At 67.1% G+C, this 15,020-nt stretch carries 17 protein-coding genes; 14 read left to right on the plus strand and 3 right to left on the minus strand.

What is annotated here, in order from left to right; translation table 11 throughout:
* Positions 1-39: 39 nt before the first annotated feature.
* Both C3486_RS01990 and C3486_RS01995 read right to left on the minus strand, forming a co-directional pair.
* The gene (locus C3486_RS01990; RefSeq protein ID WP_103830764.1) at positions 40-1,002 is read right to left on the minus strand and encodes a radical SAM/SPASM domain-containing protein; all 963 of its coding nucleotides are present in this window, start codon (positions 1,000-1,002) and stop codon (positions 40-42) included.
* On the minus strand, positions 999-1,838 hold the full coding sequence (locus tag C3486_RS01995) for a phosphotransferase family protein (RefSeq protein ID WP_181138409.1): 840 nt from the start codon (positions 1,836-1,838) through the stop codon (positions 999-1,001). The genes C3486_RS01990 and C3486_RS01995 overlap by 4 nt, the downstream gene beginning before the upstream one ends.
* Positions 1,839-2,127: 289 nt before the next feature.
* On the opposite strand from C3486_RS01995, the gene C3486_RS37805 reads away from it, so the two are divergent.
* Both C3486_RS37805 and C3486_RS02005 read left to right on the plus strand, forming a co-directional pair.
* Entirely contained in the window at positions 2,128-2,763 is a 636-nt protein-coding gene (locus C3486_RS37805; protein WP_258052534.1) for a winged helix-turn-helix domain-containing protein, read from the plus strand.
* Positions 2,764-3,085: 322 nt separating this feature from the next.
* The gene (locus C3486_RS02005; protein ID WP_103830766.1) at positions 3,086-4,324 is read left to right on the plus strand and encodes a helix-turn-helix domain-containing protein; all 1,239 of its coding nucleotides are present in this window, start codon (positions 3,086-3,088) and stop codon (positions 4,322-4,324) included.
* A gap of 18 nt (positions 4,325-4,342) precedes the next feature.
* On the opposite strand, the gene C3486_RS37115 is transcribed toward C3486_RS02005, so the two are convergent.
* On the minus strand, positions 4,343-4,714 hold the full coding sequence (locus C3486_RS37115) for a hypothetical protein (RefSeq protein ID WP_181138410.1): 372 nt from the start codon (positions 4,712-4,714) through the stop codon (positions 4,343-4,345).
* A 242-nt stretch (positions 4,715-4,956) separates the two neighbouring features.
* Between C3486_RS37115 and C3486_RS02015 the strand changes: the two genes are divergently transcribed.
* The 12 genes from C3486_RS02015 to C3486_RS02065 all read left to right on the plus strand — a co-directional run bounded on the left by C3486_RS02015 (position 4,957) and on the right by C3486_RS02065 (position 14,972).
* Positions 4,957-5,151 carry a hypothetical protein gene (locus tag C3486_RS02015; protein ID WP_103830767.1) on the plus strand — a complete coding sequence of 65 codons (195 nt, stop codon included), beginning with the start codon at positions 4,957-4,959 and terminating at the stop codon, positions 5,149-5,151.
* A gap of 242 nt (positions 5,152-5,393) precedes the next feature.
* Complete coding sequence (locus C3486_RS02020; protein WP_258052535.1) at positions 5,394-6,425, plus strand: hypothetical protein; 1,032 nt, start codon at positions 5,394-5,396, stop codon at positions 6,423-6,425.
* A gap of 51 nt (positions 6,426-6,476) precedes the next feature.
* Positions 6,477-7,985, plus strand: coding sequence for an amino acid permease (locus C3486_RS02025; protein WP_258052536.1), 1,509 nt, complete (start codon positions 6,477-6,479; stop codon positions 7,983-7,985).
* A complete protein-coding gene (locus C3486_RS02030) occupies positions 7,985-9,388 on the plus strand; it encodes a glutamine synthetase family protein (RefSeq protein ID WP_103830770.1) in 1,404 nt (467 codons plus the stop codon). Before C3486_RS02025 ends, C3486_RS02030 begins: the two co-directional genes overlap by 1 nt.
* 177 nt (positions 9,389-9,565) lie before the next feature.
* Entirely contained in the window at positions 9,566-9,769 is a 204-nt protein-coding gene (locus C3486_RS02035; RefSeq protein WP_103830771.1) for a DUF5999 family protein, read from the plus strand.
* Positions 9,766-9,939 (plus strand): hypothetical protein, encoded by a 174-nt coding sequence (locus C3486_RS37120; protein WP_181138411.1) that lies wholly within the window; start codon positions 9,766-9,768, stop codon positions 9,937-9,939. Before C3486_RS02035 ends, C3486_RS37120 begins: the two co-directional genes overlap by 4 nt.
* Positions 9,940-10,132: 193 nt before the next feature.
* On the plus strand, positions 10,133-11,611 hold the full coding sequence (locus tag C3486_RS02040) for an ATP-binding protein (protein ID WP_103830772.1): 1,479 nt from the start codon (positions 10,133-10,135) through the stop codon (positions 11,609-11,611).
* A 74-nt stretch (positions 11,612-11,685) separates the two neighbouring features.
* Positions 11,686-12,156: a roadblock/LC7 domain-containing protein gene (locus C3486_RS02045; protein WP_103830773.1), complete on the plus strand. Its 471-nt coding sequence runs from the start codon at positions 11,686-11,688 to the stop codon at positions 12,154-12,156.
* A gap of 1 nt (position 12,157) precedes the next feature.
* Entirely contained in the window at positions 12,158-12,547 is a 390-nt protein-coding gene (locus tag C3486_RS02050) for a DUF742 domain-containing protein (protein WP_258052537.1), read from the plus strand.
* Between the two features lie 23 nt (positions 12,548-12,570).
* Positions 12,571-13,164 carry an ATP/GTP-binding protein gene (locus tag C3486_RS02055; RefSeq protein WP_103830775.1) on the plus strand — a complete coding sequence of 198 codons (594 nt, stop codon included), beginning with the start codon at positions 12,571-12,573 and terminating at the stop codon, positions 13,162-13,164.
* 82 nt (positions 13,165-13,246) lie between these two features.
* A complete protein-coding gene (locus C3486_RS02060; protein WP_258052538.1) occupies positions 13,247-13,702 on the plus strand; it encodes a GAF domain-containing protein in 456 nt (151 codons plus the stop codon).
* A gap of 40 nt (positions 13,703-13,742) precedes the next feature.
* A complete protein-coding gene (locus tag C3486_RS02065) occupies positions 13,743-14,972 on the plus strand; it encodes an acyl-CoA dehydrogenase family protein (RefSeq protein ID WP_103830777.1) in 1,230 nt (409 codons plus the stop codon).
* Positions 14,973-15,020 lie beyond the last annotated feature (48 nt).

A 15,020-nucleotide genomic window follows, 5' to 3' on the forward strand; every position in this document is an offset into this window, starting at 1 on the left:
GCACCTGTACCTGGATGGATGTCGGCTGTGTTTGCGCGGTCACGACTGGACCACCGGAGAGAGCAGCGGAAGCGGGCATGCTGTGGCCAATTCTCGGACCGGTCGCATCATCGGCTTCACGCCCGCGCGCAACTCGGTGAAGGATGCTTCTTCTAGGTTTCCCAGACGGAACCGGTCCTGGTCCAACTTGTAGAGCCACGAGCACGTGGCCAGGTCCCCGTTCGGCGCCACGAAGAACACCGACTGTCCCGCTGGGCACCCTTCGACATCGCTGGGCTGGGGCTTCCCGAGGCTGTGGTCGATCTGCAGGCCAAGTCGCTCGTACTTCACCTGGAGCTCGGTGAGCTCATCGAACAGTTGCTGCTTGCGCCCGGGCGACAGGCCGAGCTCCGGGTGACGGGCAGCCCGCCCCGCAGGGAACACGGAGTTAATAACCAGCGCCTCGACACCCAGAAGCGCCATCTCAGCGCAGAACGCGGCCACGTGCTCCACGTTCCCGGGGTGGACGACATGGGATACCCGGACCGGAACTCCAGCAGCCAGGAGATGTTCAACGGCAACTATCGCTCGATCGAACGATGCCGGCTTGTTGCGCACAAGTGCCTGCGACTCCCGATTGTGCCCGTCCACGCTCACTGTTATTCGACGCAGAGCGGTCCCGCGCAGAGCGTCGGCGGTTCCCTGCGTGATGAAGTAGCCATTCGAGTTGGCGTATACCTCGGCCACTGTCGGATCAATGGCGGTGATGATGTCAACGAGGTCCTCTCGGGCGAACGGCTCACCTCCGGTTAAGTAGAATTCGGTCACCCCAGAAGAGACCATTTCCCGAACGGCGTCGAGGAAACGGGAAGTGCTGAGATCGTCCGAACGAGGGATCTGCGGTGAAGAGTCTGACAGGCAGTGCTTGCACGCCAGATTGCAATAGTTGGTGACCTCCCATACAACCGTGGCACCCTCTGCAGGAGGTCGGAATCGGCAACGATCCCCCACCGTCTTGGTCATATCAGTCCCCTTTCGGATTCTTCGATGGCAAGGGCGGCGTTACTGATCACGGCTTCCTCGAACCCGTCCGTTGCCGGACGATGACGGCGATGCCATGCCGCGCACTGAACCGCCCAAATAGCGATAGACCCAGCTATCCGGCTGGACAGAGACATTTCTGTCTTCTCCTCAACCATTAGACGACCCTGTCGGAGAAGTGCCAGGCGCTTGCCCACCGGCAGGTCCAGGGACGGAGTCAGGCAGATGGCGGCAATATCGTGCAGTGGGTTCCCGGGGCCGTAGAACTCGTAGTCCAACAACCACGCTCGAGGCCGCTCAGGATCGACAAGCACGTTGGGCGGGGTGGCGTCCCCGTGGCAGGGAACTCGTAACGGCTCCTGTATCGCCCTGTGGAGTGCTTGGGTGCTCGCCGGCGCTCGGGAAGAAAGAACGGCGGCTACCTCGGCTTGGAGGTCGCTGATTTGAGTCGGCGGGTCGTCGGGCCACGGTCCTGGAAGCCCTACGGACGCAACCACCGTCTCCAGTACTTGGTGCATCCACTTGGAAGGATGGCCAGCTGCTGGATCGTCGAGCGGCACACCAGGGACCTCCTCCAGAATCAGCGTCGGTGGATACCGGCGGTGCTCCAACACGTGCGGAGCGAGACCGTCCGGCATCTGTTTCAACGCGCGCAACTCGCGCTCAAACGGGCCCAGGAATGAGTACTGCTTGATGAACCTTCCGGTATTCGCTCCTGTTGTTCCCGCCCTTGGTACGTGCCACAGCGAACGTCCCGAACGGTCGACATGGACGGGTGTCCACCCCGCGTCGCGCCCTTCCTCGCTTGCGATGTCCACCGATCTCATTTTCACGGGAGACTCCTCGTCTTAAGATCTTCGATGCTGCGGGTACTGGGGTCGTGACGGCCGTAGTGGTCTTTGCCGTGCGAGTGGGTATGAGGTGTCCGGATGGCGGCGGCTTGATCGCGAAAGAGCGGCCCCGCCGTGAGCGAGTGGGGCTGGCGGCTGCGGAGATGATGGAGGCGGGAGCCGGTGACCGCGAGGTGGCCCGGCAGTTTCGAGCCACGCGGATGTGGGTGATCCGGTGGCGGCGTGCTCTGGCGGCCGGTAGGCGTGTGGCGTTGGCGTGCAGGGGTTCGGGCGGTGCCCGAAGCAAGCTCTCGGCGCGCAGCTGGTCAAGTTGAAGCGGGTGTTGAAGGATGGTCCGGCGGCACACGGCTGGGTGGATCAGGGCTGGACTCTCGCCCGGATCGTGGCGGTGATCCGCGGCCGGCTCCGAGTCCAGTACACGCTGGCCGGAGCGGACTTGCTGCTGCACCGGCTGGGGTGGAGCGTGCAGATGGCCACCTCCCGGGCCACGGAACGCGACGCGGGGCGCATCGCCGCCTGGCGCGAAGAAGACTGGCCGGTGATTAAAAGGACGGCGGGCGACCTGGGTGCTTGGCTCTGCTTCGAATCGCGCCGTGAGGCGCTGAAGGATGCGGACGCAATTGCCGTGCTAGACGGAAGGTTCCGCAACCCTCGCGCATCTAACCCCAGCCTGGCGGGCGTCTCGGTCGTCAGTGGTGGTCCCCCCTTCGGTATTTTGTTAACAGCTTTTGTCAACGTCTATGGAGCCAGTCCTCTCTTCCGTCGAGGTGAAGTCGTCTACGGGACAGCACGCCAGACGGACGTCGGCATCGGCGTAATCACCGGGGACACTAGGTTGCCTGCGTGGCCGCACTACGTAACTGGCTGTCATGGCGCACTTTGGCAGCGGTGAGGTGGGCGCGAGAGGACAAACTGTCCGTAGGTACTTGCGGACAGTCTCTTGACAACTCAAGGAACTTTGCTACCTGCGCTGGTGAGGGTCATCACAAGCACCCTTGCGGTAGTGAGAGCACTGTCTCCGTTAGGTGCGGGTGTGGTCTCATGGCGGCTGTACGGGCTTCGTCCGCGGCCATCGCCGAGAGCGATGAGGTTCCCCTTCCCCCGGAAGTGACCCCGATTGCCGCGTCCCTGTCGCACTGGCCGCGAGGTTGTTCGGCCTGCCGCCACCCGTACTCTGATCGTGAGTGCTCCATCGTGAAGGGAAACGACCGCCGATGACAGAAAGCCTCACGCTGGGAGATCGGCTCCGTGTCGCACGCAAGACGCGGAAGCTGTCGGCCGCCCAGCTCGCAACCAAGGTGGCAATCTCACCCAGCTACGTCCAGAAACTGGAGTCCGGAGCCCGGAAGGCGACTCCGTCGCTGATTTTGGCGCTTGCGAATGCGCTGCACTTTGGACCGGAGGTGCTGACTGGCCAGCCGTACTACGGGGAACCCGAGGCGGAGGACGGAGTGCATGCCGTTGTCCCGGAACTGCGTAGGGTTCTGCTTTGCTACGACTCGCCTGATGACCTGGACGTGCCGCCGCGTTCGCTCCCGGTGCTCGCTTCGGAGATCGATCAAGTCTCGGCTTTGCGACGTGATGCTCGGTACGCCCCCATGGGGCCGCTGCTGCCCGGGATCATCGCCGAGCTCACTCATGTCGCGCTTTCTGCTACAGGCGAGGAAAAAGCCAAGGCGTTCTGGCACCTGGCTCGCGCGTACCGTGCCGTGAACTCGCTGGCCCACAAGTTGGGTCACCACGACTTGTCCAACACAGCGCTGGAGCGCGTGCGGTGGGCCGCAGACCGCTCCGGCGACCCCTTGCTACAGGTTACCGCTGGCTACCTGGTTGCAGGCGCCATGCTGAGGCAGGGTGCCTATGCATCGGCCCGCCGCAAGCTTGTGGGCTTGCGGGCCGAGCTGGAACGCCTGCAACCGGAGCGCTCGTACACGGCTGACGCGCTCGCCGTCGACGGCGCCTTGCTGCTCAAGCTGGCTGTCACGGAGTCGCGGGCAAATGATCCCGATACCGCGAGCGAGTACCTGCGGGAAGCTGAAGAAGTTGCCCGCATGGCAGGCGGCCGCGACTCCCTTGCGTACGAGATGTCGTTCGGCCCCACCAACATTCGCATCCACAATGTACATGCGCTGATCGATGTGGGGGACACCGAGCAGGCCCTGGCTCGGTTGCGTGAGTGGGCCCCGGCCGGAGTGCGGGAGTGGGAACCGCCGGCGGCAACTGTTGGTGAACGATCCAGCCATCACCACATCGATGTCGCTGGCGCCAAGCTGGCGGTGGGCGACCGATCTGGCGCGTTCGGTGAACTTCAGCGAGCGCGGAAGATCGCTCCCAACCACACGAGGTTCCATCCATCCGTCCGCGAGACTGTTTCGACGCTCCTACGCCTCGAAACTCACCCGTCTAACGAACTTGCCAGCTTCGGCAACTGGGCTGGCATTAGCGCGAACTAGACTTTGAGTCAAGGGAGTTCACCGAACTTCCTGCGGACAGGCTGTCCGCTCACGAAGCTTGCACAGTGGAATGGTCTCCTCATACGTCGTTGTGAGGAGGCCGTTTTCATGTCCGATGCCAGGGGGAGCACCGCAGCGCAACCGCCTCGGTGGATGCCCGTGGGTGACGACGCCGACCTGTGCGCTGCCGGTCAGTGGTGGGATGCCATTCGGGTCCCTGAAGCCGCCGGGTTCCGGGTCATCGACCTGCTCAAGGAGTCGAGCCGCCCCGTCGGGCCGATAATCCACGACCAGTACGGTCTCGAACCACGGTTGTACTTCCTCATCCCTGCTGGTCACAGCGCTGGATGGGACGAACCCGACACCGTGGCGCTCGGTCGAGGATGTCATGTCGTTGTCCCTCCCTATAGCAGGACCGCTCCGCCTGGGCTGCACTGGCTCTATTTGCCATCGCGGCCGCGGGTTTTCTCCGACCCTGATCACCTGCGGAGAGCGCTGCGCAAGGCGTTAAGGGAGGGGCAAGGCGTAGCAGTGCCGGCGCCCGTCGCAGGGCAGCGGTACTCGAGAGCGGGGTCGTGCGCCAACTCAACCGCGACCACACACCCACGCGATAAATAGCTTCAGGGTGTTTGGTGTTCGTCTCCGTCGAACTGATTATTGCGCTGGCCGTCGTGGTAATTGTGCTGATCAAGCAGGCCGGGCTGAAAATAGGACACGCCCTCGTGTGCTTCCTTTTCGGCTTCTACCTTGCGGAAACATCTGCCGCGCCCACGATCCGTGAGGTCACCCGAAGCGCTGTCGACATGATCGGCAGCTTCGCCCCTTAAGCCGGCCGCCGGAGCGGGAAGGTGGGCAGTCGGCTGTCGCATCCGGACTTACCCCGCCTTTCGGCGGCCCCAACGTCACTGTTGTGAAGGGCCCTTGACGATGCTCACCTCTCACCGCGGGAACCGACACGTGCCGTACGCATCCCTTCGTGCGTTGTTTGCAGGCCACCGTTCGTGTTGCGCCATCAGAGCCGGGAGTGCCGATGCGTAGGGGGTTGTCGTCATCGGGGGATTTTCAGCCGGTGTATGACCCGGCCGGCTTCGACGCCGAGCTGCGTGTGGCGGTGGAGGAAGTGGCCGTGGGCCGTTGGATTGGCATGCGCGATCTGCTGCGCCGTACGGGGCGGGACTGGGCTTTGCGGACGTCACGGAGCCAGGTGCTGGGTGCGGCGGCGGCCCGGTCGGATGTCGTGCGGCTGTGGCTGCGGGAGGAGCCCGAGAGCGTCGATGCGGTGGTGATGCAGGCGCGGGTGGCGGTGCAGTGGGCGGTGCGGGCGCACCGTCGTGGTCACCGCGACGCGGGCTGGTGGGAAGAGGAAGCTCGGCGGGTGTGCCGGGCCGCGGCGCAGCGGGTGCCGCTGGACCCGGTGCCCTGGGTGTGTCTGCTGGCCCTGGCCTCGCTGGATACCGCGGTAGATGTAGAGCGGCGGCGGCCGGAGCACCGGATCGTGCCCCGGGAGCCTCTGCTACCGATCGGGCCATGGGGGCTGCTGGACCGGGTCAACGAGCGCGATCCAGGGAACCGCGAGGCATACCACCATGTGCTGCGGTTCTTCCAGGCGCAGGCGGGGAGCGCGTGTGCGCCGGCGATCGATTTTGTGCGATGGGTGACGTCGTGGGCGCCAGACGGATCACCGCTGCTGGTGCTGCCCGCGTACGCACATGTCGAGCGGTACCGGGCCCAGGTGGCCCAGGGGTCGCGGGATCCGCTGCTGCGGCGGCAGTGGGTGGCCGACCCGGTGCTGCGGGACACCCTGCGGGCCCTGACCGGTTGGTTCGACCACGCGGCCATTCGAGGGGCGCGGTCGGTGCGGGACCTGAGCTACCTGGCCCATGCGCTGTGGGCGGGTTGCCAGTACGACCAGGCCGGTCGCGTGTTCGCGGCGCTCGGACAGCACGCGGACAAGCTGCCGTGGGCGTACGTAGCCGAGACACCCGAACTGGCTGAGACCGAGCTCAGGCGCGCCCGCCTGCAGTGCGAGGCGGCCAGCTACGGGGACAAGCCGCGTGCGGGGCCGCGATGGCGTGCCACTCCGGCGTACCGGCCGCAGTAGCGGCCGCGTCGCCCGTTCCTTTTCGACCATGGACGATTCTCTGGGGTTTTCGTGTCTCGTAGACGACATGCTGCTCGTGGCTCGGACGATGACGCGCTGCTGCGCGACCTGGGCTATGAGCCGGTGCTGGTACGGCGCATGGGCTCGTTCGGGTCCTTTGCGATCAGTTTCTCGGTGATCTCGGTCCTGTCCGGCTGCATGACCTTGTACGGGTTCGGGCTCTCGACGGGCGGGCCGGCAGTGATGCTGTGGGGCTGGCTCGGGGTGGGACTGATGGTGCTGCTCGTCGGCCTGGCGCTGGCGGAGGTCACCAGCGCCTATCCGACCTCGGGGGCCCTGTACTACATGGCGGACCAGCTGGGCGGTCGGCGCTGGGGCTGGTACACGGGCTGGCTGAATCTCTTGGGACTGCTGGGGGCGATCGCCGGGATCGACTACGGGGCCGCCACGTTCCTTGGGGCGTTCCTCCGCCTGCAGTGGGGGATCGAGCCGACGGCGGGCACGGTCATGGTGATCTACCTGTGCATTTTGATCCTGCACGCCGCGCTCAACTTGCTTGGGGTGCGGGTGGTCAGCCTGCTCAATTCGGTCAGTGTGTGGTGGCACCTGTTCGGCGTGGCGGCAATCGTCGGCGTCCTGGCCCTCATTCCCGCCCACCACCAGGACGCGAGCTTTGTCTTCGGGCACTTCGCCAACTCCACCGGATGGGCGAGCCCGTTGTACGTGACCGCAATCGGGCTGCTGCTGGCCCAGTACACGTTTTCCGGCTACGACGCCTCGGCGCACCTGTCGGAGGAGACCACCGGCGCCGCGGTCAGTGCCGCTCGCGGCATCGTGCGCTCCATATGGGTCTCCTGGATCGCCGGGTTTGTGCTGCTGACCGGCTTGACGTTCGCGATCCAGGATTACGTCAGCACCCAAGAGACGCCCACCGGGGTGCCACCCGCCCAAATCTTCCTCGACGCCCTCGGCACCGGAGGCGCCAAGATCCTTTTGTTGGTCGTGATCCTCGCCCAGCTGTTCTGCGGCAATGCCGAGGTCGCGGCGGCCAGCCGGATGGCGTTCGCGTTCTCGCGAGATGGCGCACTGCCCGGATCGGCGCTGTGGCGACGGGTCTCGCCCCGCACTGGCACGCCGAGCCGGGCTGTGTGGCTGTCCGTCGGTGTGGCCGCAGTCCTGGCACTGCCCTCGCTGTACTCGGCGACCGCCTACGGGGCGGTCACCGCAATCAACGTCATCGGAATCACGCCGGCCTATGCCATCCCCGTCTACCTGCGGCTGCGCCACCACCGCCGGTTCCGGCCGGGGCCGTGGCATCTGGGGCGCTGGGGGCGGGTCGTGGGTTGGATCGCTGTCGGGTGGGTCGCCCTGGTCACGGTGCTGTTCTGCCTGCCGCAGTCCCGACCGATCGCGCCCACGACGTTCAACTACGCCCCGGTTGCCCTCGCGGTGGCCCTGGCCCTGGCCTGGCTGTGGTGGCGCATCGCCGGCCGCCGCTCGTACGACATCCCCGTCCGCGGCGACCAGACCTCGACCGCCCTTGCCCAGGAGATCGTGTAATGCTCACCCCCTCCTCTCAGTCCACCATTCCTGACAGCCGTTCCATGGGCGCAGCGTCGCGGCTCGGTGATGTCGCCCTGACGCTTGATGAGTTGCGTACCGAGGCCGCGGCTGGGCGCCTCCAGACGGTGATGCTCGCCGTGCCCGACTTGAACGGCCGCTTGAAGGGCAAGCGCTACGCCATACCTCACTTCCTCGATCACGTGGCCGATGGGCGCGCGGAGATGTGCGGCTACGTGCTGGCCACCGACCTCGCCATGCGCCCCATCGGCGGACCGTTGGCCTCCTGGCAGGGCGGTTACCCGGATCTTGCCGTCCGCCCAGATCTGAGCACGCTGCGCCGGGTGCCGTGGCTGCCGGGCACCGCTCTCGTCCACGCCGACGCCCACCACCCCGACGGCACTCCGGTGGCCATCGCGCCCCGGCAGGTGCTGCAGCACCAGCTCGACCGGCTCGCCGCCCACGGCCTGTGGGCCTCGGCCGGCTTGGAGGCGGAGTTCATCCTCTGCCACCCGCCCGAGGGCGGCCGTCCCGCCTTCCGACCCGTGACCGAGAACAACCTCGACTACGCCCTGGACGCCCCCCATGCCCCTGGCCTGGACCAGTTCGTCCAGGAGCTGCCCGCCGCGCTGACCGCCGCCGGCCTCCCCCTGGAGGCCATCAAGACCGAAGGCGCACCCGGACAAGTCGAGGTCACCTTCCGGCACGGCGATGCCATGACCGCAGCCGACACGCACACTGTCCTCAAGCACGGCGCCCGCGTGCTCGCCGAACGCTGCGGACTCACAGCGACGTTCATGGCCGCCCCCACCCCGAAAGTGGCCAGCGGCCTGCACATCCACCTGTCCCTCTGGCGCGATGACGACGCGGCCTTGGCCGGCCCCACCGGCCTGTCCCTGCTGGGCAAACAGGCCATCGCCGGACTGGTCGACGTCCTGCCCGACCTGGCCCCGCTGTACGCTCCCACCGTCAACTCCTACAAGCGCTTCAGCCCCTACTCCTACGCACCCACCCGGATGGGCTGGGGCGTCGACAACCGGACGTGCGCAGTACGGCTGGTCGACGCCGGTCCGAACCTCCACCTGGAAGTCCGGGTACCCGGCGCGGACGCCAACCCTTACCTCGCGCTCGCAGCCGCCGTCGCAGCGATGCTCAACGGTATTGAACACAACCTGCATCCCCCCGCGCCTTGTACCGGTGATGCCTACGCCGCGACCCGCCAGCCGCCACTTCCCCCCTCTCTGGAGGCGGCAACGATCCGATTCAGCGAAAGCCCTCCCGCTCACAAGGCTTTCGGATCGGAAGCAGTCGAGCACTACGCGCTCCTGGCCCGCACCGAGCTGGACGCCCACCGCACCGCCGTCACCGACATCGAACTCACCCGCGGACTGACCCACTCCTGACCTGCCCCGCCCGGCCCTTCCGCACGACGGCCGAAGAAGAACTTCGACAACCGACCGAGTCTTCGCCCCGCCCCGGCATCCGCGGCCGGCCCGCGCAGGAGCGGTCTCAGCTCCCTTCTCCGGGGACGTACCCATCCGCGAGTCTCCGCCCGGCGAAGGGGCCTAACCGAGGTACACATGTGCAACCATCACCCCCCGTGCCCATCAGCGGAGTCGCCCGACCGGGAAGCCGCCTCCCCCGTGGCCTACCACCCGGAGCAGGGCTGGAGCCTGCTGTGCAACGGCGTCCTGCTCTTCGAGGACACCGGCAAGCTCCTGCCGGATGGACGAATCATCAGCCCGCATCGACCTGCCTCAACCGTGAAGGCGACGACGGCATGAACGAGCTCATGGCGCACGACACCGGCAAGCCGTTCACCGGGGAAGCAGTCACCTGGCGGTGGCTCTACGTCAACGCGAAACGCAGTTCGGACCACGAGTTCGCCTACGCCGGGCTGTTGCAGTCAGCGTTGACAACGCGGCTGACGAAACTGCCCATCGCTGCCGCCTGATTCGTTGCATCCGGTGAGGCCCCCACCGGCCCGCCCTTCCCACTCGATGTCTCCGTGGCCAGGGCGGCGGCTGTCGGCGCTTCCCAGAGCCAGCGGTCCGGTCCGTCGTCGGGGCACGGAATACCGCGCCTGGGACGCAGTCGTGCCCCGGCGAACACCCTTTGTTGATATTCGATCGTCAAGGACCTGGAAAATGACCTTTGGCCCGCTGCTTGCGATGCTGTCTGCCCTGCTGGGCGCGGCGCTGGCGTCCGCGGTCTGGGCACCGATCATGGCGAAGCTGCGGGAGCGCCTGGCCGTCGTGACAGCAAGGTGCGGTGCCCGGGACGCCGCGCTGGAGCAGCTTGTCACCAGCGGCTTGCCCTCCGCGGCGCAGTCGCTGTTCGGGCCGGAGGGCCGGCCCGCTGCCGTGGTGGTGACCGCATCGCTGCAGGGTTCGGCGTTCGGCGCAAACCTTCAAGCCCTCGTCGAGCGGCACGCCGCCACACTTCGACATGTCCAGGACGAGACACACCGGGCTCTGACTGAGCGGCACGCCGCCGCTCTTCGGCAGGTTCGGGAAGAAATGGCGCAGGAGGCATCGCGCCAGCAGCAGCGTCTGCCGGGGTCAGAACAGGCCGAGGTGTTCGTGTACGTTGCTCCGCGCCTGCACGCCCTGGTCAGCCGCGCCCTGGTGGCCCTATCCGGCCTGGAGAACATGGTCGAGGACCCCGATCTCCTGCACGGGCTGTTCGATACCGATCACCTGCTGACCCGGATTCGTCGCGCGGTCGAGAGTCTGGCAGTGCTGGGCGGCCAGTCGGCACGCCGGGTCCGCAGGGCGGTGTCGGTGATGGGGGTGCTGCGCCAGGCGGTCGCGGAGATCGAGCACTACCCGCGGGTCCGGCTGTCGGTACCGCGGGAGGAGGCAACCCGGACGGCCCTGCCCGGCCACGTCGGCCCGGACGTGATCCATCTGCTGGCTGAGCTGGTCGAAAACGCAACGAAGTTCTCCCCGCCCGACACACAGGTGGTGCTCCGTGCCGAGCGCGTGAACGCCGGAATAGCCATCGAGGTCGAGGATCGGGGTCTGGCCATGTCGGCGTACCGGCGGACGCGGTTGAACCGGCTGCTTGCGGCACCGGAGACGGTCGATGTCCACGCCCACCTGCAAGGCGGGCACACCGGGCTGCTCGTCGCCGCCCGGCTCGCGCAGCGACACGGGATCCCCGTGGAGCTCCGCCCCAGCGTCCTCGGTGGCATGCAGGCGCTGGTCATGCTGCCCAACGCCCTCCTCGTCGCCCCGGACCCCCCGCAGCAGTTGCACCCCACGCGTTTGCCGCAGGCTGCCGAGGAACACCGGGCCAAGGTCGTGGCTCTGCCGGCCGAACCCGCACCCCCTGTAAAGCCGCAAAGCGGGGAGGCGAAACCCGGCAGTGCACGCGCACCTCTCCCGCGGCGCCAGCGCCGCACCGCCGCACCACCGATGGCCTCATCGGCCGTCTCCACCGGGGCACCGGAGGGCAAGCCTGCCCTGCCACGCCGCAGCAGGAACCCGCAGGCACCTGCTCCCGCCGCGCCGCCACAACGCGGCGGCCCGACCGTTCCGCCCACCCCGGGGCTGATGGGCAGTTTCAAGGCTGGCGCACAGCGGGCCGCAGGCGATGCCATACCTGCCTCGCCTGCGGACTAACGCCGTCCCCTATACCGCCAAGGCCAGAGCACGAGGCGCTCTGGCAACGACCATGGAGCTAGGTACTGATACCGATGACGAACGACGTGATGCCGCAGAACGGACGGGATTGGCTGCTGGAAGGTTTCCTCGCGCGAGTGCCGGGAGCCACCGGCGTCCTATGGGCCACCTGCGACGGATTGAAGCTCGCCAGCGCGGGGCTGACGACGGACATGGCGGACACCATGGCCGCCCTGGTGTCCGGCATGCACTCCCTCTCCAAGAATCTCGGAGTCCTCGCGGGGGTGAGCGATGGCGGCGTCCGCCAGATCAACATCGAGCACGACGGGGCGAACCTGTTCGTCATGAGCGCCGGCAACCTTCCCGAAGGAACCGCAGTACAACTCAGCCCGGATATCAGGGAAGTCGGTACCGTCCTGGGCGTCATGGCCGGACACGACGCCGACCCAAGCCTCGTGGGCTACGAGATGGGCGCGCTGGTCACCAGCGTGGATGAGCATCTGGTCACCGCCGTCCGCCGGGCTGCCTCCGGCGATGGGCAGTGAGATGCCCACTGACAACGACCCCTGGGTCGAGGTGGATGCAGAAGAGGTCCGCCCCTACGCGGTCACCGGTGGCCGCACCCGTCCCCGACACACCTTGCGACTGGCCTCCCGCCTCGCCCCGGCACGCGAGTCCCCCACTGGGGCGCTCGGTCCGGAGGCCGAGCAGGCCCATGCGCTGTGCTGTGCTGAGCCGCGGTCGGTCGCCGAGATCGCTGCGCTCCTGCGCCAGCCCGCCACTGTCACCAAGATCATTCTCTCCGACCTGCTCGATCAGGGGGCGCTGCGCATGGCGGTCCCCGACTCCGCCATCACCGACCCACGCAACGCCGACGTGCTGGAGGCGTGCCTGGCCGGACTCCGTCGGAAGTTCTCTGCCGCCGAAGCCAGCTGAAAGCCGAAAGGAGGTACCTGGGCATGGACCCGATCCTGCTAAAGATCGTGGTTGCCGGGGGGTTCGGGGTAGGCAAGACCACCCTCGTCGGCGCTGTCAGTGAAATTCCGCCACTGAACACCGAGGAGAACCTCACCGCCGCTGGCTGCGGCACCGATCGCCTGGAGGGCGTGGAGGCCAAGAGCACCACCACCGTGGCCTTCGACTTCGGCCGCCTGACCCTCGACGTACCGCAGCCGATGATCCTCTACCTGTTCGGCACCCCCGGTCAGGATCGCTTCCTGCTTACCTGGGACGACCTCTCCCACGGCGCCTTGGGCGCCGTCGTCCTCGTCGACACCCGCCGCATGGCCGACAGCTTCACCGCGGTCAGCTTCTTTGAACAGCGGGCGATCCCCTTCGTCATCGCCGTCAACGAATTCGACGGCGCCCCCCACCAGTACACGCCGCACGAAGTGCGCGAGGCCCTCGACCTGCCGGAGACGGTGCCGATCGTGCTGGGCGATGCCCGTAACACCCGAGACGCCGCCACCGCGCTGATCACCCTCGTCGAGCACGCCCTCCACGTCACACGGACCCCTCGCCCCTCCACCTCGGAGCCCTCGTATGACCTATGACGCCGATACCGGATTCCACCTCCCTACCCCCGAAGACGATCTTGACCGGCGACTGCGTGACGCAGCGCTTACCAAACTGGGCTTGACCGCCCCCGACGGCGAGCTCGACGAGTTCGCCGCCGCACTGGCCCGCGACGCCGGCGAGCCGTACGCCATGGTCAACGTGTTCACGCCTGACCTGCAGTTCTTCGTCGGACTCCACGCCCCTGACGGTGACGACCTGCCGGCGGTGGGCCGGACCATGCCACGTGACCACGGCTTCTGCCCCGAGGTCGTGGCGCGCCGCCGCGCCCTACCCCTGCCCGATGTATTCGCACACGCCCGCTTCGCCAGCAACCCAGTGGTTGATCAGATCGGGATCCGGACCTACGCCGGCGCCCCGCTGATCTACCAGGACACCGTGCTGGGGACCGTCTGCTTTCTGGGCCCCACCGACCGCCCCCGGGAGACCGGCCGGGCCCAGCACGCCCTGATCAACAGCCGCCGCGACGCGCTCATGGACCTCCTCGTGCGCCGCGCCGGACTCCCCTCGCAGTAACCGCCCACGATTGCCAGCTGCCAGAGAGAGGAGAACAGCGATGTCCGCTCCCTATCTGACCGGCGACCACGAAGATCTGCGCCAGCACGTACGGGACTTCGCCGAGACGGAAATCACCGCCCACGTCGCAAGAATGGAATCCTCCAGGAGCGTCGAAGAGGACCTGGCCACCCGTATCGCGCAGCAGGGCTGGCTGGGCGCGACCATCCATCCCGCCTTCGGCGGGATGGGCGCGGGCCACATGGCAAAAACGATCATCATCGAGGAGATTTCGCGCGTCAGTGGCGCCATGGGGGCCATGGTCCAGGCATCCCAGCTCGGCACCGCGAAGATCATTCACTTCGGCAGCGAGGAGCAGCGCAAAACCTGGCTGCCGCAGATCGCCGCAGGGACCTGCCTGCCGACCATCGCCGTCACCGAGGAGGGGTGCGGCGGACACGTCCTGGCGATGCGCGCTACCGCCCGCCGCGACGGCGACAACTACATCCTCAACGGCCGCAAGACCTACGTAGGCAACAGCCATATCGGCCACCTCCACGGCGTCGTCGCCCGCACTGGCCACGGCACAAAGGGCTTGTCGGCCTTCCTCGTCGAGGCCGACCGCTCGGGCGTCATCCTCCCCGACCACCCTCAGAGCATGGGGCTGCACGGCTTCAGCTTCGGCGAGATCGTCTTCGACAACTGCCGGATACCCGCCGCCAACCGCCTTGGTCAGGAAGGGCAAGGGCTCGACGTCGCCTACTCCTCCAGCATCCTCTACGGCCGCCCCAACCTGGGCGCGGTCGCCCTCGGCATCCATCAGGCAATCATGGAGCAGACCCGGAAGTTCGTCACAGAACGCCAGCGCTACGGCGGCCCGCTCGCCAAGCTCCCCGCCATCCAGCAAAAGCTGGGCGAGATGCAGTCGCATCTCATGACCGCACGGCTCACCGCCTACCACGCAGCCCACCTGCTCGACCACGGCCAGCCGTGCGACGCGGAACTGATTAATGCCAAGCATGTCAATGTCCGGGCCGCACGCGACTCCGCCCGCCTCGCCATGGACATCCACGCCGCGGCCGGCCTGTTCACCACCCACCCGCTCGAACGGTTCTTCCGGGACGTCGAGCATCTCTACGCCCCCGCCGGCACCGGGGAGATCCAGCAGCACCGTCTCTCCGAAATCTCGCTGGGCACCTACCGCAGCCAATGGTCAGTGCGCCTGGCCGCCGTCACGAGCCTTCGCGGAACGACAGGCCGCGAGCTGCACCATCACCGCATCTCTGCCTGACGCCTTCTCTGGCCTCGCCCGCACTCCTCTACCACCTAGCGTCTCAGG

Source organism: Streptomyces sp. Ru73 (genome assembly GCF_002920575.1).
Taxonomy (GTDB): domain Bacteria; phylum Actinomycetota; class Actinomycetes; order Streptomycetales; family Streptomycetaceae; genus Streptomyces.